The organism is Brevibacterium sp. FAM 24630 (assembly GCF_049804075.1).
Taxonomy (GTDB): domain Bacteria; phylum Actinomycetota; class Actinomycetes; order Actinomycetales; family Brevibacteriaceae; genus Brevibacterium.
This window is the reverse complement of sequence record NZ_JBNBZD010000005.1, coordinates 74588-93954: the sequence shown is the minus strand read 5'-3', so window position 1 is coordinate 93954 and position 19367 is coordinate 74588. Positions and strand designations below refer to the sequence as shown.

The 19367-nt window shown below is 65.9% G+C and carries 18 protein-coding genes; 6 read left to right on the top strand and 12 right to left on the bottom strand.

The features are described from left to right. Window position 1: 1 nt before the first annotated feature. From sufD to ACPUD7_RS05610, 3 genes are read right to left on the bottom strand one after another with little or no spacing between them, the layout of a single operon-like run. The gene (gene sufD, locus ACPUD7_RS05620; RefSeq protein ID WP_135540977.1) at window positions 2–1177 is read right to left on the bottom strand and encodes a Fe-S cluster assembly protein SufD; all 1176 of its coding nucleotides are present in this window, start codon (window positions 1175–1177) and stop codon (window positions 2–4) included. A gap of 43 nt (window positions 1178–1220) precedes the next feature. Continuing rightward, entirely contained in the window at window positions 1221–2651 is a 1431-nt protein-coding gene (sufB, locus tag ACPUD7_RS05615; protein WP_135540978.1) for a Fe-S cluster assembly protein SufB, read from the bottom strand. Next, entirely contained in the window at window positions 2648–3367 is a 720-nt protein-coding gene (locus ACPUD7_RS05610) for a helix-turn-helix transcriptional regulator (protein ID WP_425119384.1), read from the bottom strand. The genes sufB and ACPUD7_RS05610 overlap by 4 nt, the downstream gene beginning before the upstream one ends. Window positions 3368–3482: 115 nt before the next feature. Between ACPUD7_RS05610 and ACPUD7_RS05605 the strand changes: the two genes are divergently transcribed. Genes ACPUD7_RS05605 through ACPUD7_RS05595 form a run of 3 tightly spaced genes read left to right on the top strand, consistent with a single transcriptional unit; the run spans window position 3483 to window position 6039 of the window. Then, window positions 3483–4400, top strand: coding sequence for an ABC transporter ATP-binding protein (locus ACPUD7_RS05605; RefSeq protein ID WP_135540982.1), 918 nt, complete (start codon window positions 3483–3485; stop codon window positions 4398–4400). 2 nt (window positions 4401–4402) lie between these two features. Beyond that, on the top strand, window positions 4403–5128 hold the full coding sequence (locus ACPUD7_RS05600; RefSeq protein WP_425119383.1) for an ABC transporter permease: 726 nt from the start codon (window positions 4403–4405) through the stop codon (window positions 5126–5128). A gap of 8 nt (window positions 5129–5136) precedes the next feature. Next, window positions 5137–6039: a COX15/CtaA family protein gene (locus tag ACPUD7_RS05595; RefSeq protein WP_135540986.1), complete on the top strand. Its 903-nt coding sequence runs from the start codon at window positions 5137–5139 to the stop codon at window positions 6037–6039. Window positions 6040–6367: 328 nt separating this feature from the next. On the opposite strand, the gene ACPUD7_RS05590 is transcribed toward ACPUD7_RS05595, so the two are convergent. Together ACPUD7_RS05590 and ACPUD7_RS05585 are read right to left on the bottom strand one after the other, a co-directional pair. Beyond that, complete coding sequence (locus tag ACPUD7_RS05590) at window positions 6368–7354, bottom strand: heme o synthase (RefSeq protein ID WP_425119382.1); 987 nt, start codon at window positions 7352–7354, stop codon at window positions 6368–6370. 97 nt (window positions 7355–7451) lie between these two features. Then, complete coding sequence (locus ACPUD7_RS05585) at window positions 7452–7979, bottom strand: hypothetical protein (RefSeq protein ID WP_135540990.1); 528 nt, start codon at window positions 7977–7979, stop codon at window positions 7452–7454. Between the two features lie 226 nt (window positions 7980–8205). Between ACPUD7_RS05585 and tkt the strand changes: the two genes are divergently transcribed. Genes tkt through ACPUD7_RS05570 form a run of 3 tightly spaced genes read left to right on the top strand, consistent with a single transcriptional unit; the run spans window position 8206 to window position 13015 of the window. Then, window positions 8206–10287, top strand: coding sequence for a transketolase (tkt, locus tag ACPUD7_RS05580; RefSeq protein ID WP_135540992.1), 2082 nt, complete (start codon window positions 8206–8208; stop codon window positions 10285–10287). Beyond that, window positions 10284–11387, top strand: coding sequence for a transaldolase (gene tal, locus ACPUD7_RS05575; RefSeq protein ID WP_425119380.1), 1104 nt, complete (start codon window positions 10284–10286; stop codon window positions 11385–11387). Before tkt ends, tal begins: the two co-directional genes overlap by 4 nt. After that, window positions 11384–13015, top strand: a complete 1632-nt coding sequence (locus ACPUD7_RS05570) for a glucose-6-phosphate isomerase (RefSeq protein WP_135540996.1) — start codon at window positions 11384–11386, stop codon at window positions 13013–13015. Before tal ends, ACPUD7_RS05570 begins: the two co-directional genes overlap by 4 nt. Before the next feature lie 101 nt (window positions 13016–13116). On the opposite strand, the gene secG is transcribed toward ACPUD7_RS05570, so the two are convergent. Genes secG through rapZ form a run of 7 tightly spaced genes read right to left on the bottom strand, consistent with a single transcriptional unit; the run spans window position 13117 to window position 19363 of the window. Next, complete coding sequence (secG, locus tag ACPUD7_RS05565; RefSeq protein ID WP_135540998.1) at window positions 13117–13362, bottom strand: preprotein translocase subunit SecG; 246 nt, start codon at window positions 13360–13362, stop codon at window positions 13117–13119. A gap of 55 nt (window positions 13363–13417) precedes the next feature. Then, on the bottom strand, window positions 13418–14203 hold the full coding sequence (gene tpiA, locus ACPUD7_RS05560) for a triose-phosphate isomerase (protein ID WP_205683365.1): 786 nt from the start codon (window positions 14201–14203) through the stop codon (window positions 13418–13420). A 14-nt stretch (window positions 14204–14217) separates the two neighbouring features. After that, complete coding sequence (locus tag ACPUD7_RS05555) at window positions 14218–15453, bottom strand: phosphoglycerate kinase (RefSeq protein WP_425119379.1); 1236 nt, start codon at window positions 15451–15453, stop codon at window positions 14218–14220. Next, window positions 15450–16451, bottom strand: coding sequence for a type I glyceraldehyde-3-phosphate dehydrogenase (gap, locus tag ACPUD7_RS05550; RefSeq protein ID WP_425119378.1), 1002 nt, complete (start codon window positions 16449–16451; stop codon window positions 15450–15452). The genes ACPUD7_RS05555 and gap overlap by 4 nt, the downstream gene beginning before the upstream one ends. Before the next feature lie 9 nt (window positions 16452–16460). Then, complete coding sequence (whiA, locus tag ACPUD7_RS05545; protein WP_425119377.1) at window positions 16461–17444, bottom strand: DNA-binding protein WhiA; 984 nt, start codon at window positions 17442–17444, stop codon at window positions 16461–16463. A 25-nt stretch (window positions 17445–17469) separates the two neighbouring features. Continuing rightward, window positions 17470–18465: a gluconeogenesis factor YvcK family protein gene (locus tag ACPUD7_RS05540; RefSeq protein WP_425119376.1), complete on the bottom strand. Its 996-nt coding sequence runs from the start codon at window positions 18463–18465 to the stop codon at window positions 17470–17472. Window position 18466: 1 nt separating this feature from the next. Continuing rightward, window positions 18467–19363 carry an RNase adapter RapZ gene (gene rapZ / locus ACPUD7_RS05535; RefSeq protein ID WP_135541009.1) on the bottom strand — a complete coding sequence of 299 codons (897 nt, stop codon included), beginning with the start codon at window positions 19361–19363 and terminating at the stop codon, window positions 18467–18469. Window positions 19364–19367 lie beyond the last annotated feature (4 nt).

The following is a 19367-nucleotide window of genomic DNA, read 5'->3' as shown; positions in this document are numbered from 1 at the left end:
GTCACAGAACGCTCCGGGACAGTTCTTCCTCGATGCGCTCGTTGAGCACATCCTCGATCTCGGGCACCTGGATCTTCTGGATGACTTCGTTGAAGAATCCGCGGACGACGAGTCGGCGGGCGACTTCCTCGGGGATGCCGCGGGACATGAGGTAGAACAGGTGCTCCTCATCGAAGCGTCCCGTCGACGAAGCGTGACCGGCACCGGCGATGTCGCCGGTCTCGATCTCGAGGTTCGGCACGGAGTCGGCGCGGGCCCCATCGGAGAGGATGAGGTTCCGGTTGAGCTCGTAGGTGTCGATGTCGAGCGCCTCGGGGCGGATGAGCACATCGCCGATCCAGACGCTGCGTGCGTCCTTGCCCTGCAGGGCACCCTTGTAGTGGACGTTCGACGTCGCCTTCGGCGAGTTGTGGTCGATGTAGGTGCGGTGCTCGAGGTGCTGGCCGGCATCGGCGAAGTAGAGACCGAGCAGTTCGGCCTCTCCGCCGGGAGCCGAGTAGCGCACATTCGTGTTCAGACGCACGATATCGCCGCCGAGGGTGACGTGGATGTGCTTGAACTTCGCGTCCTTGCCCACGATCGCATCGTGCTGACCCATGTGCTGGGATCCGTCGTCCCACAGCTGCAGGGACACGAAGGTGACGTCTGCGCCGTCGCCGATCACGAGGGAGACGAGCTCCGAGTAGCGACTCAGGCCCTCGTGTTCGACGACGATGGTCGCCTTCGCGTTCGCGCCGATCGAGACGACGGTGTGCCCATGGGTGAGCTGGTCGCCCTGACCGTCGGCGTGGATGATCGCGGCGCCGTCGAGCTCCGTGTCCGCCGGCACCGAGTAGTGGGTGACGACGGGGGCGTGCTTGGCGGCGACGACGGAGGGGCGGTCCTCGGGTTCGAGGATGCCGAGCTCCTGGGCGGCCTCGAGCGAGATCTCCTCGACCGACAGGCCGGTCGGCAGATCCGCGTCGATGCGCAGACGCGCATCCGTGGCTTCATCGGTGAAGAAGTCGCTGAGCTTGCGCACTGGGGAGAAGCGCCATTCCTCTTCCCGCCCGGTCGGGACCGGGAAGTCGGCTGGGCTGAAGCTGCGGGTGCGATCGTCGCGCTTCGAGTCAGGGACGTGGACGTCGCCGCCGTGCGAATGCTCCGAGACTCCGAGTGGGTTGGTGGTATCTGTCACGTGAAAACTCCTTGTCAGGCAGGTCGGTGGTGGAAGCTGAAGGTCAGCCCACTGCACCTTCCATCTGCAGTTCGATGAGGCGGTTGAGCTCGAGGGCATACTCCATCGGCAGCTCACGTGCGATCGGCTCGACGAAGCCGCGCACGATCATCGCCATCGCTTCGGTCTCCTCCATGCCGCGGGACATGAGGTAGAAGAGCTGATCCTCACTGACCTTCGACACGGTCGCCTCGTGGCCGAGGGTGACGTCGTCTTCACGGATGTCGATGTAGGGGTACGTGTCCGAACGCGAGATGTTGTCGACGAGCAGGGCATCGCAGAGGACGTTGTTCGACGAACCTTCGGCGCCCGGGTGCACGTGGACGAGTCCGCGGTAGCCGGCACGTCCGCCGCTGCGGGCCACGGACTTCGACACGATCGACGAGTGCGTGTTCGGCGCGGCGTGGACCATCTTGGCACCGGTGTCCTGGTGCTGTCCCTCGCCCGCGAAGGCCACGGCCAGGGTCTCACCGCGAGCATGCTCGCCGGTCATCCACACACCGGGGTACTTCATGGTCACCTTCGAGCCGATATTGCCATCGACCCATTCCATCTGGGAGCCCTCTTCGGCGATCGCGCGCTGAGTGACGAGGTTGTAGACGTTGGTCGACCAGTTCTGGATCGTCGTGTAGCGGACGTGGGCGTCCTTCTTCACGATGATCTCGACGACAGCCGAGTGCAGGGAGTCCGTGTTGTAGATCGGGGCGGTGCAGCCCTCGACGTAGTGGACGTAGGAGCCCTCGTCGGCGATGATGAGCGTGCGCTCGAACTGGCCCATGTTCTCCGTGTTGATGCGGAAGTAGGCCTGCAGCGGGATCTCGACGTGGACGCCCTTGGGGACGTAGATGAAGGACCCGCCCGACCACACGGCGGTGTTCAGCGCGGCGAACTTGTTGTCGCCGGCCGGGATCACCGAACCGAAGTACTCTTCGAACAGTTCGGGGTGCTCACGCAGACCGGTGTCGGTGTCGAGGAAGATCACGCCCTGAGCTTCGAGCTCCTCGTTGATCTTGTGGTAGACGACCTCGGACTCGTACTGAGCGGCGACACCGGCGACGAGACGCTGCTTCTCCGCCTCGGGGATGCCCAGACGGTCGTAGGTGTTGCGGATGTCCTCGGGCAGGTCTTCCCAGGTCTGGGCCTGTCCCTCGGTCGAACGCACGAAGTACTTGATGTCGTCGAACGGCAGCGTCGACAGATCCGCACCCCAGTGGGGCAGCGGCTTCTTGTCGTAGAGGCGCAGAGCCTTGAGCCGACGCTTGAGCATCCACTCCGGTTCGTCCTTGAGCTTCGAGATGTTGCGGACGACGTCTTCGGAGAGCCCGCGCTCGGCGGTCAGTCCCTTATCGTCTTCGTCACGCCAACCGTATGCGTACTGCCCGAGGTCTTTGAGCTCGGGATTCGCATCGATGATCCGATTGCCTGTGTCAGTCATCGTGAACCTCCTTGAGGTCGATCATTGCTGTGGATGAGTGGTCTGGTCAGTTCCGAGGTCGGAATGTGGGTGGTGCACACGTGGTCGCCCTGAGCCAGCGAGGACAGCCGTCTGACGTCCACGCCGAGGTAGTCGGAGAACATCGCGAGCTCTGCTTCGCAGACTTCGGGGAACTCCGCGGCCACGGCCTGGATCGGGCAGTGCCCCTGGCACAGCTGCATCGCCTCGAGGGGGGTTCCGGCCGCAACCGGTGTCGCCGAGGCGGCGTACCCCTCCCGTGTCAGCGCAGCCGCCAACGCCCTGGAGCGTGAAGCCACCGTGGTCCCGCCGCGTTTGTCGAGTTCGGCACCGAGACGGTCCCGCAGCCGAGCCACGAGGTCTTCGGTGAAGTCCTCGACGGCCCACTTCCCGTGCCGGTCCTCCATGAACCGCAGGATGTTGACGGCCAACTCGTCATAGGAATGACTGACCGAGTCGTGCCCGGCCGTCGTGACCACGTAGTGTCGTGCCGGTCGTCCCCTGCCTGCCTGTTTGCCGGCGAGCTCGCGGACCTCGATGAGGCCCTCGCTCTCGAGCGCATCCAGGTGGCGACGGATCGCCGCCGGGGTCAGTTCCAGAGCTTTGGCCAAAGATGAAGCGGTGATCGGCCCTTCGTCGAGCACCGACTGGAAGACCTTCTGCCGGGTTCGGCGATCCTCCGTGTCGTTTGCAGCCATAATCCACCTCCTTGACTAACACAACAATATTGTTGCGTAATTTGTTTCGTAAAACTAGGTGAACCTAACCACCAGCCATTTCGACACCACTTTCGACACGTCGTAGAATGGTCTGGTGTCATCTTCGGCCCTGACCATTCGCGGTCTCCACTACTCCTACGGCGCGCACCGCGTCGTCGACGGCATCGACCTCACAGCAGAGACCGGGGCCGTCCTCGGAGTCCTCGGACCCAATGGCGCTGGCAAGTCGACGACCATCTCCCTGGCGGTGGGCACCCGACGCCCCGACGCCGGCACCGTCGAGATCTTCGGCCATGACCCGGTCCGCGACCACCTCACGACTTCTCAGCTGGCCGGTGTGATGCTCCAGGACGGCGGGTTGCCGATGAGTTCGAAACCGCTGCAGGTTCTTCGCCACCTCGCTTCTCTCTATGAGAACCCGCTGCCGGTGCAGGAACTGGCCGACCCCCTGGGTCTCAACGACTTCGCCGGGCGCACCATGCGCCGCCTCTCGGGCGGACAGAAGCAGCGAGTGGCCCTGGCCGCCGCCCTCATCGGCCGCCCGCAGCTGGTCTTCCTCGACGAACCCTGCGCGGGCCTCGATCCGCAGGCGCGGGAAGTCGTCCACACCTTCATCCGCGAGCTCGCCGACCGCGGCGTCGCGGTCGTCCTCACCACGCACGACCTCGTCGAGGCGGAGGAGCTCTCCGACGAAGTCGTCGTCATCGACCGCGGTCGCATCATCGCCCAAGGCGCCCCGGAGGAGCTGCGCAATGCCTCCGCCGCCGCCCGGTCGCTCACCATCGATCTCGACTCGCCCGTTTCGGACCGACTCATCGACCGGATCGCCGCCATCGCCCCCGCCTCGGCGCAGGGCTCGACCATCACCGTCGAGGGCGCGCCGGATTCGGCACGGATCGCAGCTGTCTGCACCGCCGTGGCCGAGGCGGATGTGCAGATCATCGACATCGGCATGCACTCTCAGTCGCTGGCCGATGTCTTCTTCGAGCTCACGGGGAGGCCGCTGCGGTGAGGATGAAGCGCATCGTGTCGCAGACGAAGTTCGAGACCGTGTCCGTGCTGCGCAACGGCGAACAGCTGCTGCTGTCGCTGGTGTTCCCGCTCGGGCTGCTCATCTTCCTCTCCCAGACTCCCCTGCTGCGAGGCATCGGCATCATCGAGCCCACAGCCGATCCGCTGACGATCGCCCTGCCCGGTGCTCTGGGGCTGAGTCTGGCCTCGAGCGCCTTCACCGGACAGTCGATCGCGACCGCTTTCGACCGCCGATACGGAGTGCTCAGGCAGCTGGCCACGACCCCGCTGGGCACGAACGGGCTCGTCCTCGGCAAGCTCGGGGCAGTCATCGCCGTCGTGCTCATCCAATACGCGCTGGTCTTCGCCGTGGCATGCGCCCTCGGTTTCCGCGGGCCCGTCGACGTCTTCGCGCTCATCCTGGCCACGCTCTTCGGCACTGCAGCACTGCTCTCGCTCGGTCTGCTCATGGCCGGGACACTGCGGGCCGAGGCGACTCTGGCGGCGACGAACCTCATCTGGGTTCTCATGGCCGGCGTCGGTGGCCTCATCGTCGCGCATCCGGGAGAATGGGGCACGGTCGTGGGCTATCTGCCCTCCGGTGCGCTCGGAGACGCCATGCGCGCGGCCATCGGCGACGGCGGCATCGACATCAAAGCAATCATCGTGCTCCTCGCTTGGGGGCTGGTGGGAACTCTTGCGGCACGCAGGTGGTTCCGATTCGAATGAGGAGTGAAGTGGTCACGAAGAAGATCCGCATCGCCGCTTGGGCCATGCTCATCGCCCAGGGTGGAATCATACTGAGCGGCGGCATCGTCCGCCTCACCGGTTCGGGGCTCGGCTGCTCGGACTGGCCGAAGTGCACCCCCGATTCGCTCGTGGCCACCAGCGAAATGGGCATTCACAGCTACATCGAATTCGGCAACCGACTCATCGCGGTTGCGCTGGCGATCCTCGGTGTGTGCATCGCGCTCCTGCTGTGGAAGCACCGCAAGAAGCGTCCCGATCTCTTCTGGCTCAACATCGGTCTGCTCGCCATCGTGCCGGTCCAGGCCGTCGTCGGCGGCATCACCGTGTGGACGAAGCTCAATCCCTGGGTGGTGGCCGGCCACTTCGTCCCCTCGGCGATCGCCGTCGGCGTCGCCGCGTACTTCGTCCGTCGCACCTACGACACAGGCGTGCGCCTGCCGACGCGGGCCGCTTCTCCCCTGCCGACGCTGAGCTGGATCATGCTCGGTCTCACCGCGATCATCGTCGTCTTCGGAGTGCTCACCACCGGCGCCGGACCGCACTCCGGATCGACGATGTCCACCCGCAACGGACTCGACAACATCTGGGTCACCCGGGCCCACGCGTTCCCCGTCTGGCTGCTCGTCATCACCACCGTCGTCGGGCTCGTCCTGGCGAAGCGGAAGGCTGAGACCGCAATGATCGCCCCGCTGAGCGTGCTCCTCATCGTCGAGCTCGCCCAGGGAGTCATCGGCTATGTGCAGTATTTCCTCGGCGTCCCCGAGCTGCTTGTGGCCCTGCACATGCTCGGACTCTCGGCGACGATTGCGGCGAGCGTCGCTGTCGTGGACAGCGCCCACCCGAGAAGCACCGAGGCCACCACCGACCGTTCTCTATCTGCGATCCCCTGACCACGCCGGGACGGCGAAGGAGACCTCCTTCTCCAGGTCCCCGAACTCGCAGATCCCCTTCGCCGAGCGCTGACTCGGCTTCTTCGAACGCTGACCCGACGAATCCCTCGATGAGGTGTTCGGCCCCATCGTCAACGAGACCGCAGAACCGGTCTGAAACCACCTGGCTCGAGCAGGCATCCGGCGGTGCAATGAGTGAGGTCTCGAAACCCGAGTGCTTGCCTTTCCTCTCGTGCCCTTCCTCTCGGACAGTTCAAGCCCTCCACCACATGCAGAAGGCTCGTCACCCGATCGGGTGACGAGCCTTCATGTGTATGTTCGGAGCGCCTTACCAGATGCCGGGGATGAGGGTGTCGACGAAGGGATCGATGGCCACTGCGAGGAACAGCAGCGAGAGGTAGGTGATCGAGCCGTGGAAGACCTTCATCGCCTTGAGCGAGGTTCCGTCCTTGCCCTTCTTGGCGCGCGAGACCAGCGAGTAGCACGACCACAGGAACCAGGCTCCGGCACCGACGGCGACGATCGTATAGACCGGTCCCATCGGGGCCACGGGGATGAGCGCCAGCGAGCAGGCGATCATCGCCCACGTGTAGAGGATCATCTGGCGACCGACCGAGGTCGGCGGAACCTTCGACGGCAGCATCGGCACATCGACGGCATCGTAGTCGGCCTTGTACTTGATCGCCAGCGGCCAATAGTGCGGCGGCGTCCAGAAGAAGACGACGAGGAACAGCAGCACGGGCTCCCAGGCGAGGCTGCCCGTCACCGACGACCAGCCGATGAGCACGGGCATGCAGCCGGCCGCGCCTCCCCACACGATGTTCTGCGTGGTGCGGCGCTTGAGCACGAGGGTGTAGAAGACGGCATAGAGGAGGATCGCAGAGGCGGTCAGTCCCGCCGCAACCCAGTTCGTGAATCCGCCGAGCCAGAAGATCGAGCCGATGCCCAGCGCGAATGCGAAGATCAGCGCAGCGCGGGGACTGATCTCACCGGTGACGAGCGGACGGTCCTTCGTCCGCTCCATCTTCGCGTCGATGTCACGATCGACGAAGCAGTTGAACACCGACGCCGAGGCGGCAGCCGCGGCTCCGCCGATGAGCGTGTTGATGACCAGCCAGACATTGGGCATTCCATGAGCGGCCAGGAACATCACAGGGGCGGTCGTGACGAGGAGCAGCTCGATGACACGCGGTTTGGTCAGCGCAATATAGGCGCTGATGATCGATCGCGGTCGGGTGGAGAGATTCTGCTCGTCGATGGCCCTCTGCAGAGGCCGTTCACTCTGCGCTTCCCGGTTCTGACGAAGTTTGCTCACGCCCACGATTCTACCTGCTGTCGAATATTTTGCCAGTCGCGACAGCGACCCGTGTCCGGCTGAATCAGAACCCCGTTGGGACCGTCCGCGGAGGGCCTCAGCGGCGGGTCGAGTCGCGGACGATGGAGACGAGGAAGGCAACCGCGGCGCAGACCGGCGCCAGCACGATGACCTCCACGACAAGAGCGGAGATGAGGTCGAGAGAAGCGGTCGCGGCCTCGGATCTCAGCACAGTGATCCCGACGCCAAGACCGAGCATCCCGCTCAGTCCCGAGTACACGAGCGCCGTGGTCCAGACCAGTCCGCCGTGTCGGGCGTTGAGCATGACGGTCAGGGCGGCGAGGAACGGTGTCAGCAGAAGCGCGGTCCCCAGCGCCCACAGTCCCAGCTCGCCGAGGTCGACGCGGCCGCGCAGCGGCTGACCGAGTGCCGAGGACACGGCGACGGTGGAGAGGATGAACAGGACCGGCAGTGCGAGTCCGATGCGCGAGATGAAACGGCGGGCGCTCACGGTGTGGGCGGCGACCTCGGCGAGGTCGGGCCGCAGACCCTGTGGCCACTTTCGAGAACGCTCCGAGTCGGCCGGAACCGCGACGTCGACCACCGGCTTCGCCCCTTCGCTCACCGTGCTCCCTCTTCTCTCGACCTTCACTCTTCGCCTACCGGCAGTGGTTGGATCGCCAACCACAGCTGTGCGCGAGACCACACTCTACCCGCCGGTAGCCGGAATGTCTCGCACCTCGGCGAAGACCTCGTGGAAGCCTGTGTGTGAACAGGGTCGGGCTATCCGAGGGCCGGCGCGGTAGAGTTTGAGTGCACGCTCTCAGACGAACGAAGGATCGCTCGAAGACATGACAACTCTGTCCTGGACTGAACTCGACAACCGCGCAGTCGACACTGCCCGCCTCCTCGCCGCCGATGCGGTCCAGAAGGCAGGGAACGGACACCCGGGCACCGCGATGAGCCTGGCTCCCATCGCCCACTACCTCTACCAGCAGGGGCTCACCCACGATCCGGCCGACCCGACGTGGGTCGGCCGTGACCGTTTCGTCCTCTCCTGCGGGCACAGTTCGCTGACTCAGTACATTCAGCTCTATCTGGCCGGGTTCGGTCTCGAACTCGACGACCTCAAGGCGCTGCGGACGTGGGGTTCGCTGACTCCGGGCCACCCGGAGGTCGGACACACCGCTGGCGTCGAGATCACCACCGGCCCGCTCGGTTCGGGGCTCGCCTCGGCGGTGGGTATGGCCATGGCGTCCCGTCGCGAACGCGGACTCTTCGACCCCGAAGCGGCACCCGGCACCTCACCGTTCGATCACTCGATCGTCGTGCTCGCCTCCGACGGTGACCTCGAAGAGGGCGTGTCCGGTGAAGCCTCGTCTCTGGCCGGCACGCAGGAGCTGTCGAACCTGCTGGTGATCTGGGATGACAACAGGATCTCCATCGAGGACGACACGGCCATCGCCTTCGGCGAGGACACCGCTGCCCGCTATGCCGCCTACGGCTGGCATGTCCAGCACGTCGACTTCACCTCCGGCGGGGACTACAACGAGGACATGGACGCCTTCCACGCTGCCGTCGAAGCCGCACGTGCCGACTCCCGGCCTTCATTCATCCGTCTCTCGACGATCATCGCCTGGCCGGCCCCGAACGCCCAGAATACCGGCGGTTCGCACGGAGCCGCTCTCGGTGAGGACGAGATTCGCGCGACCAAGGAGATCCTCGGCTTCGATCCGGAGGCGGAGTTCGCCGTCGCCGACGAGGTGCTGGCCCACACTCGTTCGGCTCTCGATCGCGGTCGGAAGGCACACCTGAAGTGGGATGAGTCCTTTGCTCAGTGGCGCAGCGCGAACCCGAAGCGCGCCGAACTCTTCGATCGCCTCTCCACACGTGAGCTTCCGGCCGGTCTCGATGCCGCCTTCCCGGTCTTCGAAGCCAGTGAGAAGGGCATCGCCACCCGTGCGGCCTCGGGTCAGGTCCTCAACGCGATCGCCGAGGTCATGCCTGAGCTGTGGGGCGGATCGGCGGATCTCGCCGGTTCGAACAACACGCTCATCAAGGGCGAGTCGAGCTTCCTGCCCGCCCACCGGTCGACCGGTGCCTTCAGCGGCAACGAATACGGACGCAACATCCACTTCGGCGTCCGTGAGTTCTCCGCCGGTCTCATCGGCAACGGCATCGCCCTGCACGGTGGAACCCGTCCTTACAACGGCACCTTCCTCGTCTTCAGCGACTACCAGCGTCCGGCCGTGCGTCTGGCCGCCCTCCAGCAGCTGCCGAACCTCTTCGTGTGGACCCATGATTCGATCGGTCTCGGCGAAGACGGGCCGACCCACCAGCCGATCGAGCACCTTTCGGCTCTGCGTGCCATTCCCGGCCTCGACGTCGTCCGGCCCGCGGATGCGAACGAGACCGCCGTCGTGTGGCGCAGGATCCTCGACCGCACCGATGGGCCCAGCGGCCTCGTCCTCACCCGTCAGGCCGTGCCGGTCCTCGACCGTGAGAAGTACGCCCCGGCCTCCGAGGCCGCCCGCGGCGGCTATGTGCTCACCGACACCGGAGACCAGCCCGAGGTCGCGATCCTCGCCAGCGGCTCCGAGGTCGCCATCGCCCTCGAAGCGGCTTCGGCCCTGGCCGAAGCCGGAACCGCGGCACGTGTGATCTCCATGCCCTGCCAGGAATGGTTCGATGCGCAGCCCGAGGACTACCGCAGCACGGTCCTGCCGCGCGGACTCAAGGCACGCGTGAGCATCGAAGCCGCTTCGGCGATGAGCTGGCACAAGTACCTCGGCGATGCCGGACGTGCCGTGTCGATCGAGCACTTCGGCGCCTCGGCGGACTACGCGACCCTGTACGAGAAGTTCGGCATCACTTCGGCGGCCGTCGTCGATGCCGCGAAGGAATCCATCAGCGCAGCGAAGGCGGAAGCATGAGTGGACGACTGCATGAGCTGAGCCAGGCGGGCGTGTCGATCTGGCTCGACGACCTGTCCCGCACACGGCTCGAGTCCGGCGATCTCGCCCGACTCATCGACGAGGCCTCGGTCACCGGGGTCACAACGAATCCGACGATCTTCGCGAACGCGATCTCCGCCTCGCAGGCCTATGATTCCGCGGTCGCCGAGCTCGGTGCGCAGGGGGTCGATGTAGATTCGGCCATCGAATCCCTGACCACAGCGGATGTCGCTGAGGCGGCCCGTCTGTTCCGGCCCGTCTTCGACTCCACCGACGGAGATGACGGTCGTGTGTCCATCGAGGTCGCTCCCCCGCTGGCCCACGATGCCGCGGGCACCATCGAGTCCGCGAAGGCCCTGTGGCAGCGCGTGGGCGAACCGAACGCGATGATCAAGATCCCCGCCACCGAGGAGGGGCTGCGCGCGATCTCCGAGACGATCGCCGCGGGGATCAGCGTCAATGTCACCCTCGTGTTCTCTCTGTCGCGCTACCGCCACGTCGTCGAGGCCTTCCTCCAGGGCCTGGAGAAGGCGCGCGCGGCCGGACACGATCTGTCGACGATCCGGTCGGTCGCCTCGGTGTTCGTCTCCCGCGTCGAGGCGGAGATCGATTCCCGCCTCGACGCCCTCGATGATCCGGCGGCGACGGAGCTCAAGGGCCGCGCCGGGATCGCGAACTGCGTGCTCGCCCACGAGATCCACTCGCAGCTGTTCACCTCCGAACGGTTCAAGGTCCTCGAACTCGCCGGAGCTCGTCCGCAGCGTCTGCTGTGGGCTTCGACGGGGGTGAAGAACCCCGACTATGCGGACACCATGTACGTCACCGGGCTCGTCGCCGCGAACACAGTGAACACGATGCCCGAACCGACGATGGAGGCCTTCGCCGACCATGGTGAAATCGCCGACGAGATCACGCCCGAGGACTACCGGGCCGCCGATGAGCTCTTCGACGCTCTGGCCCGCCTGGGGATCGACTATGCCGAGGTGATGACCGTGCTCGAAGAGCAGGGACTGGAGAAGTTCGACGTCAGTTGGGCCGAGCTGCAGGATACGATCCGTACGGCACTGGACCGGTCATGAGACTCGCACTCGAAGTTCCGGTCCAGGACGAGTTCGACGCCGAGTCGGCACGTCTCGTCGAAGCCGGCCTGGCTTCGGCTCTCAGCCGCCAGGACGCTTCGCACTTCGCCGGAGCGCAGGACGCCGCGGACCGTCTCGGCTGGGTCGATCTGCCCGACCGGGCCGAAGAGCTGCTCACCCGGGTCGAGACCCTGCACGCCGAACTCGTCGATCGGGGTCTGCGCACCATCAGCCTCGCCGGGATGGGCGGGTCCTCGCTCGCACCGGAGGTGATGACCGCGGTCGCGGGTGTCCGTCTCGAGGTCATCGATTCGACGGATCCGGATCAGGTCGCCGAGGCGATCGGCACCGATCTCGAACACACCGTCCTCATCGTCGCCTCCAAATCGGGGTCGACGGTGGAGACGGATTCCGTGCGCCGCAGCTTCGCCGCGGCTTTCGAGTCTGTGGGCATCGATCCGGCTTCCCGGATGATCGCGATCACCGATCCGGGCACCGAACTCGATCGACTCGCCAGCGACCTCGGGTTCCTCGCGACCTTCCACGCCGATCCGCAGGTCGGGGGCCGTTTCAGTGCGCTCTCGGCGTTCGGGCTCGTCCCCGCCGGTCTGGCCGGGGCAGATGTGCGATCCATCGTCGCCGAAGCGGCGGCCGCGGCCGCCGAATTGAGCACCGACGCGACCGACAATCCGGCTGTGGCCTTCGGCACGTGGCTGAGCATCGGCCATGCCCGGGCGACGGAGAAGCTCGTGCTTGCCGAGACCTCCCCGCGCCTGCGGGGACTGGCGGCCTGGGTCGAACAGCTCATCGCCGAATCGCTGGGCAAGGACGGACAGGGAATCCTGCCCGTCGTCGTCGATTCCCCCGACGACATCGGTTTCAGCGATGCTCGTGCGGATGCGCTGCTGTGCCTGCTCGGGCCCGCGGCGGATCCATCGGGCCTGGGTGCCCCCTCCGGTTTCGAAGCCACCGTCGACGGCAGCCTCGGCGAGCAGTTCCTGTTCTGGGAGTATGCGACGGCGATCGCAGGCTACAGCATCGGTGTCAATCCCTTCGACCAGCCCGATGTGGAGGCCGCGAAGGAACAGGCCCGACATCTGCTCGACGGACCGGACTCCGGCCGTGCCGAGGAGCCGGTCTTCCGTTCCGGGGACGTCGACGTGATCGAGGTCGTCGACGGCGCCACGGACCTTGTGGGTGCGTTGGAGGAGCTCTTCGCGCAGGTCGACGAATACGGTTACATCGGCATTCAGGCCTATCTCGATCGGATCGCCGACGCCGATGCGGCCACGCTGCGGTCGCTCGTCTCGACGCATGCCGGGGTGCAGACGACGTTCGGTTTCGGTCCCCGGTATCTCCATTCGACCGGTCAGTATCACAAGGGCGGACACCCCAACGGCGTGTTCCTTCAGATCACCGGCGAGGCACGCACCGACCTGCTGGTGCCCGGCCGCGCCTACGGCTTTGCACAGCTCCAGCGTGCACAGGCCGCAGGCGATGCGGCAGTGCTGCGGGACAGCGGCCGTCCGGTACTCAGGGTCCACCTGCTCGATCGTCGCCGTGGTCTGGCACAGCTGCGCGAGGCGATCGGCCGGATCAGCCCCCGCCACCACTTCGGCGTCGACTGACCATGTGACGGATGAGAAGGACCCCGACCGATGCGGTCGGGGTCCTTCTCTTTGTCATCTGCCCATCCGGGCGGAGTTCTCGGCTCGGGGCCGATCGTGCCTCAGGCGTTGAAGCGGGTGAGGATGCCCAGCAGGACGATGCAGGCGGCCCACACGATCGCCAAGAGCGTGGTGAAACGGTTGAGGTTGCGTTCGGCGACTCCCGACGAACCCAGCGAGGAGGACATTCCACCGCCGAACATGTCGGACATGCCACCGCCCTTGCCCTTGTGCATGAGGATCAGCAGGGTGAGGAAGATGCTCGTGAGGACGAGCAGCACGATGAGAATGATGTTGAGGATTTCCACGTCGGATTCAACCTATGTTTCGTTGAGAATGTCGTCGAGTGATGCGTTCGTCAGTCTACTTCGCGACCGCGGCCTTACACAAAGCGGCGAAGTCCGGGCCGCTGAGGCTGGCGCCTCCGACCAGGGCTCCGTCGACGTCTGCGTCGGCGACGATCTCGGCCACATTGTCGGCCTTGACCGATCCGCCGTAGAGGATGCGGGTCGACTCCGCCATGCCGTTGCCGTACTTCTCGGCCAATCGGGCCCGGATCGCCGCGGCCATCTCTGCCGCATCGGCGGCTGTGGCGGTCTCACCGGTGCCGATCGCCCACACGGGTTCGTAGGCGATGACGAGACCTTCGAGCGCGGAGGCGTCGAATCCGGCCAGCGACTCCTCGAGCTGGTCGAGGGTGAAGTCGACGTGGGTCTTCTCCTGCCGCTGCTGCAGCGACTCCCCCACGCACAGGATCGGCGTGAGTTCGGCCGACAGTGCCGCCCGGACCTTCGCGGCCACGACCTCATTGGTCTCATGGTTGTCCGCCCGACGTTCACTGTGCCCGATGACGACGTAGCTGCAGCCGAGCCGGGTGAGGAAGGTCGCCGCGATCTCACCGGTGTGAGCACCGGGAGCATGCTGGGACACATCTTGGGCACCGTACTTCAGCCACAGCTTGTCACCCTGGACGAGGGTCTGCACGGAGCGGATGTCGGTGAAGGGTGGGATCACGACGACTTCGCAGCGGCTCTCATCGAGCTTCGCGTCTTCGAGGGCCCAGGCGAGTTTCTGGACGCTGGAGATCGCTTCGAGGTGGTCGTGGTTCATCTTCCAGTTGCCTGCCAGCAGCAGGGTGCGGTCGCTCATGTTCGTCTTCTTCCTCATCCGAGTGCGTCGAGTCCGGGCAGGGTCTTGCCTTCGAGGTATTCGAGGCTGGCGCCGCCGCCGGTGGAGATGTGGCCGAAAGCGTCATCGGAGAATCCGAGGCTGCGTACGGCGGCTGCGGAGTCTCCGCCGCCGACGACGGTGAGTCTTTCGGCGGGATCGATGTCAGCGGATCGCGCCTCATCGGTCAGTGCAGTGGCCACGGCCTTGGTGCCGGCGGAGAACGCCTCGAATTCGAAGACTCCCATGGGACCGTTCCAGAACACGGTCGCCGAACTCGCGATGATCTGTGCATAGGTCCGTGCCGTCTTGGGACCGATATCGAGCCCGAGCGCCGAGGCGCCGGCCGGGGTGGATTCGAGTTCGGTGAACTCGCGCACCCAGTGCTCGGCGTCTGCGGAGAACTTCTCGGCCATGACGATGTCCTGGGGCAGGACGATCCGTGCCGCCCCGTCTCCGGCCGACGAACGCTCCAGGTAGGCCTTGACGTCGTCGATGCGGTCGGTCTCCACGAGGCTCGATCCGATGGGGTGGCCCATCGCGGCGAGGAAGGTGAAGACCATTCCCCCGCCGATGAGCAGATTGTCGGCACGGTCGAGGAGGTTGTCGATGACACCGAGTTTGTCCGAGACCTTCGAACCGCCGAGGACGACGGTGAAGGGCCGGGCCGGGTCGGTGAGCAGTCGGTCGCTGACTTCGACTTCCGCACGGACGAGAGACCCGGCGAAGTGTGGGAGCAGCTCGGCGATGTCGTACACGGAGGCCTGTTTGCGGTGGACGACCCCGAAGCCGTCGGAGACGAAGTCATCGGCCAGCTCGGCCAGCTGTGCGGCGAATTCGCGGCGTTCGGCTTCGTCCTTCGACGTCTCCCCCGGGTTGAAGCGCAGGTTCTCCAGCAGCAGGACCTCACCGTCGCTCAGCGCGGCGGCCTTGGCCTTCGCCTCCTCACCGACGGTGTCAGCGGCGAAGGCGACGGGACGACCGATCGCCTCGGCGAGTTCGACCGCGATGGGAGCCAGCGAGTACTGCGGGTCCGGGGCGCCCTTCGGCCGGCCCAGGTGCGACATCACGATGACCTTGGCCCCCGCCTCGGCGAGGTCTGTGATCGTTGCCGCCGAGGCGGCGATGCGTCCGCGGTCGGTGATGGTGCCGTTGTCCATCGGCACGTTGAGATCGCTGCGGACGAGCACCGCGTGGCCGGCGAAGATGCCCGCATCGTCGAATGTCCTCATGAGTCCCTTTCGCTGAGAATGTAGCTGACCATGTCTTTGAGCCGGTTCGTGTAGCCCCACTCGTTGTCGTACCAGGCCACGACCTTGATCTGATCTCCCAGCACCATCGTGAGCTTGGAGTCCACGATCGCCGAGGCGGTGGTGCCGACGATATCGGTGGAGACGAGTTCGTCGGTGGAGTATTCGAGATAGGCGGAGTCCTCCGCCGCGGCGGCGAGGATTGCGTTGACCTCGTCGCGGTCGGCGCCGCGGGACGGAGTGAATGTGAAGTCGATGATCGATCCGGCAGGCACCGGCACACGCACGGCGAGTCCGTCGAGTCTGCCTTCGAGGTGGGGCATGACGCGGCCGACGGTGCGTGCCGCACCGGTCGTGGTGGGCACGATGTTGACCGCGGCGGCGCGGGCGCGGCGCAGGTCCCGGTGGGGCCCGTCGACGAGCATCTGGTCGCCGGTGTAGGCGTGGACGGTGTTGAGCAGCCCGGATTCGACGCCGAGCGCGTCGTCGAGGGCCTTGACGACGGTGGCCATGCAGTTCGTCGTGCATGAGGCGTTCGAGACCACGGGGTGCGTGTCCGGATCGAAGTCGGACTCGTTGACGCCCATGACGAAGGTTGCGTCGACATCTTTGCCGGGGGCGGAGAGCACGACTGTGGACACGGTTCCGCCGAGGTGGGCCTCGGCCTGATCCCGGCGTGTGAAGTGACCGGTGGATTCGACGACGAGTTCGACTCCGTGCCCCGACCAGTCGATGGCGGCGGGGTCGGATTCGCTGAACACCGCAATCTCACGGCCGTCGACGGTCAGCGCATCAGCGCTGGCTTCGACAGCGTGGTCGAAGCGGGGCCACACGGAATCATGGGTCAGCAGGTGTGCCAGGGTGGCGGTGTCGGTGAGGTCGTTGACGGCGACGACTTCGAAGTCGGTGCCGGGTTCGAGGGACAGACGGAACAGGGCACGGCCGATACGGCCGAAGCCGTTGATGGCGATTCGTCTCATGCCTCGATCTTAGCGATCCTCGAGCATTTCCGGGGTCAGGCTGGCTTCGGTGCCGGGAATTCCCAGTTCTTCCGCATGCTTGTCCGCCGTCGACAGCAGTCGGCGGATGCGCCCGGCGACCGCGTCCTTCGTCATCGGCGGGTCGGCGAGCTGTCCGAGTTCCTCCAAGGAGGCCTGTTTGTGGGTGACACGCAGCTGCCCGGCGTACCGGAGGTGTTCGGGGACCTCGTCTCCGAGGATCTCCAGGGCTCGTTCGACGCGGGCTCCGGCGGCAACCGCCGCGCGTGCCGAACGGCGCAGGTTCGCATCGTCGAAGTTCGCCAGACGATTCGCTGTGGCGCGGACCTCGCGACGCATCCGGCGCTCCTCCCACACGAGCACCGCGCTGTGGGATCCCATCCGGGTGAGCAGGGCGGCGATATCGTCGCCGTCGCGGATGACGACCCGGTCGACTCCGCGGACTTCGCGGGCCTTCGCGCTCAGTCCGAGTCGGCGGGCGGCTCCGACGAGCGCCAGTGCCGCTTCCGGGCCGGGGCAGGTGACTTCGAGGGCGGAGGAACGTCCGGGTTCGGTCAGGGAGCCGTGGGCGAGGAAGGCACCGCGCCAGGCGGACTCGGCATCGGCGACGGATCCGTTGACGATCGCCGAGGGCAGACCGCGCACGGGTCGTCCCCGGTTGTCGACGAGACCGGTCTGGCGCGCCAGGGCTCCGCCGTCGCGGGTGACACGAAGCAGGTAGCGGTTGGAACGGCGGATTCCAGCGGCGTTGATGACGACGATATCGGCATGCTGGCCGTAGAGGTCCTTGACCTCGGCGCGCAGACGCTTCGCCGCTTGGGCGGTGTCGAGTTCGGCTTCGAGCACGATCGAACCGTTGACGAGATGGAGGGCGGAGGAGAACCGGAAGATCGAGGACACCTCGGCCTTGCGGGCGGAGGTGCGGGTGATCCTCACTCGCGCCAATTCATCCTTGACCTGAGCGGTCAGTGCCATTGCTCGTCCTCCTGAACCAGATGTCCTACCACTGCTCGGCAACGCCGATCCCTGCGTCTACCAACATGTCACGGTAGCACGCTGCGAGTTTGAGACTGTCATGCTGTCCCTGCCTGCGTGAGCGCAGCGGACGTTCCCACAGTTTGGCGCCGAAGAGATCCTCTGCCTGCCGCGGCAGGTCGGGTTCGAGCTCGGTCGCCGCCTCGTCGACGAGGACATAGTCCAGCCTCAGCTCGGCCGCGTGCCGATGCAGGGAGGCGAGGTGTTCGCCGAGGCTCAGGTCCTTCGTCTCCCCATCGGTCGAACTGAGATTGAGCGTGAGGGATTTCACCGCGTCGGAGGCCACGATCGCCTCGGCGAGCGAGGGGACGAGCAGATGCGGCATCACCGAGGTGTACCAGGATCCGGGACCGAGATTGAGCACATCGGCTTCGTGCACGACTTCGACGGTTTCGTATCGGGCCGGCGGTGCCGCAGGGTCGAGGCGCACGGTCTCGACATGGCCGAGGGTGGAGGCGAGCACGGATTGTCCGCGCACGACTTGGAACGATCCGGGGAACTTCACATCGGCCTCGATCGTCAGTGGCACCGAGGACATCGGCAGCACGCGACCGTGGGCGCGCAGCAGCCGGGCCATCCAGTCGAGCCCGGCGACATGGTCGCCGTGGATCTGCCACAGAGCGGCGATGAGCAGATTGCCCACGGCATGGCCCGAGAGTTCGCCGTCGGATTCGAAGCGGTGCTGGATGACGTCGCGCCAGGTCTGCCCCCAGGTGCCGTCATCGCACAGCGCGGCCAGCGCCATCCGCAGATCGCCGGGCGGCAGTCCCCCGAGCTCGTCGCGGAGGCGACCGGACGATCCCCCGTCATCGGCGACGGTGACCACAGCGGTGAGGTCCTCGGTGAGCAGGCGGAACGCCCGCAGGGCCGCATAGAGTCCGTGGCCGCCGCCGAAAGAGACGATGCTCGGACCGTCGTTCTGCGTCCCCGAGGTGATCACGGGCAGGTCTTCGGTCTCCATGTCATTCTCTTCCCAAGTCGCGGTGGCGCACGGTCACGGGAATGCCCGTCTGCGCGGACAGGAGCTTGCCGACGCGTTCGCTGATGGCCACGGACCGGTGTTTGCCTCCGGTGCAGCCGATGCCGATCATCGCGTAGCCGCGCCCTTCGCGGAGGTAGCCTTCGGCCACGGTCGACAGGGTTGCAGCATAGCGTTCGATGAACTCCTCGGCACCGTTCTGCTCGAGCACGAAGGACGCGACATCGGAGTCGAGCCCATTGTGTCCGCGCAGGTGGGGAATCCAATACGGGTTGGGCAGGAAGCGGACGTCGGCGATGTGGTCGGCGTCCTTGGGCAGCCCGTATTTGAAGCCGAAGCTCATCAAGGTCAGGCGCAGCGGCGGAGTGTCGTCGTCGCTGAAGCGTTTGCGCACCTCAGCGGAGAGCTGATGGACGTTGAGATCGGAGGTGTCGACGATGATGTCGGCACGGTGCTTGAGAGTCTCGAGTTGGGCACGCTCGGCTTCGATGCCGTCGAGGAGGGTCCCTTCGCCCTGCAGCGGGTGGGGACGCCTCGTCGATTCGAAACGGCGCACGAGGACTTCGTCCGAGGCTTCGAGGTAGAGGATGCGCAGTGACAGTCCCTGATCGACGAAGTCGCCGATCGTCTCCTGCAGCTCCGTGTACTTCGTCCGTCCCTTGGCGTCGATGACGATCGCGATCTTGGGCAGAGCACCGTCGGCGCGGGCGACGAGTTCGACCAGCGGACGCATCATCTGCGGCGGCAGATTGTCCACGACGTACCAGTCCATGTCTTCGAGCACATTGGCCACGGTCGTCCTGCCCGCCCCGGACATGCCGGTGACGAGAACGACCTCGATGGGATGGTCGGAACCGTTCGGTTCGGCCTGCGTACTCACACGT

What these genes read in the sequence shown, in the direction of transcription:
- gap (WP_425119378.1), bottom strand. Translation starts at nt 16,451, where the DNA reads ATGAGACGAATCGCCATCAACGGCTTCGGCCGTATCGGCCGTGCCCTG.
- tal (WP_425119380.1), top strand. Translation starts at nt 10,284, where the DNA reads ATGAGTGGACGACTGCATGAGCTGAGCCAGGCGGGCGTGTCGATCTGG.
- tkt (WP_135540992.1), top strand. Translation starts at nt 8,206, where the DNA reads ATGACAACTCTGTCCTGGACTGAACTCGACAACCGCGCAGTCGACACT.
- whiA (WP_425119377.1), bottom strand. Translation starts at nt 17,444, where the DNA reads ATGGCACTGACCGCTCAGGTCAAGGATGAATTGGCGCGAGTGAGGATC.
- ACPUD7_RS05600 (WP_425119383.1), top strand. Translation starts at nt 4,403, where the DNA reads ATGAAGCGCATCGTGTCGCAGACGAAGTTCGAGACCGTGTCCGTGCTG.
- ACPUD7_RS05540 (WP_425119376.1), bottom strand. Translation starts at nt 18,465, where the DNA reads ATGGAGACCGAAGACCTGCCCGTGATCACCTCGGGGACGCAGAACGAC.
- ACPUD7_RS05570 (WP_135540996.1), top strand. Translation starts at nt 11,384, where the DNA reads ATGAGACTCGCACTCGAAGTTCCGGTCCAGGACGAGTTCGACGCCGAG.
- ACPUD7_RS05555 (WP_425119379.1), bottom strand. Translation starts at nt 15,453, where the DNA reads ATGAGGACATTCGACGATGCGGGCATCTTCGCCGGCCACGCGGTGCTC.
- sufB (WP_135540978.1), bottom strand. Translation starts at nt 2,651, where the DNA reads ATGACTGACACAGGCAATCGGATCATCGATGCGAATCCCGAGCTCAAA.
- tpiA (WP_205683365.1), bottom strand. Translation starts at nt 14,203, where the DNA reads ATGAGCGACCGCACCCTGCTGCTGGCAGGCAACTGGAAGATGAACCAC.
- ACPUD7_RS05610 (WP_425119384.1), bottom strand. Translation starts at nt 3,367, where the DNA reads ATGGCTGCAAACGACACGGAGGATCGCCGAACCCGGCAGAAGGTCTTC.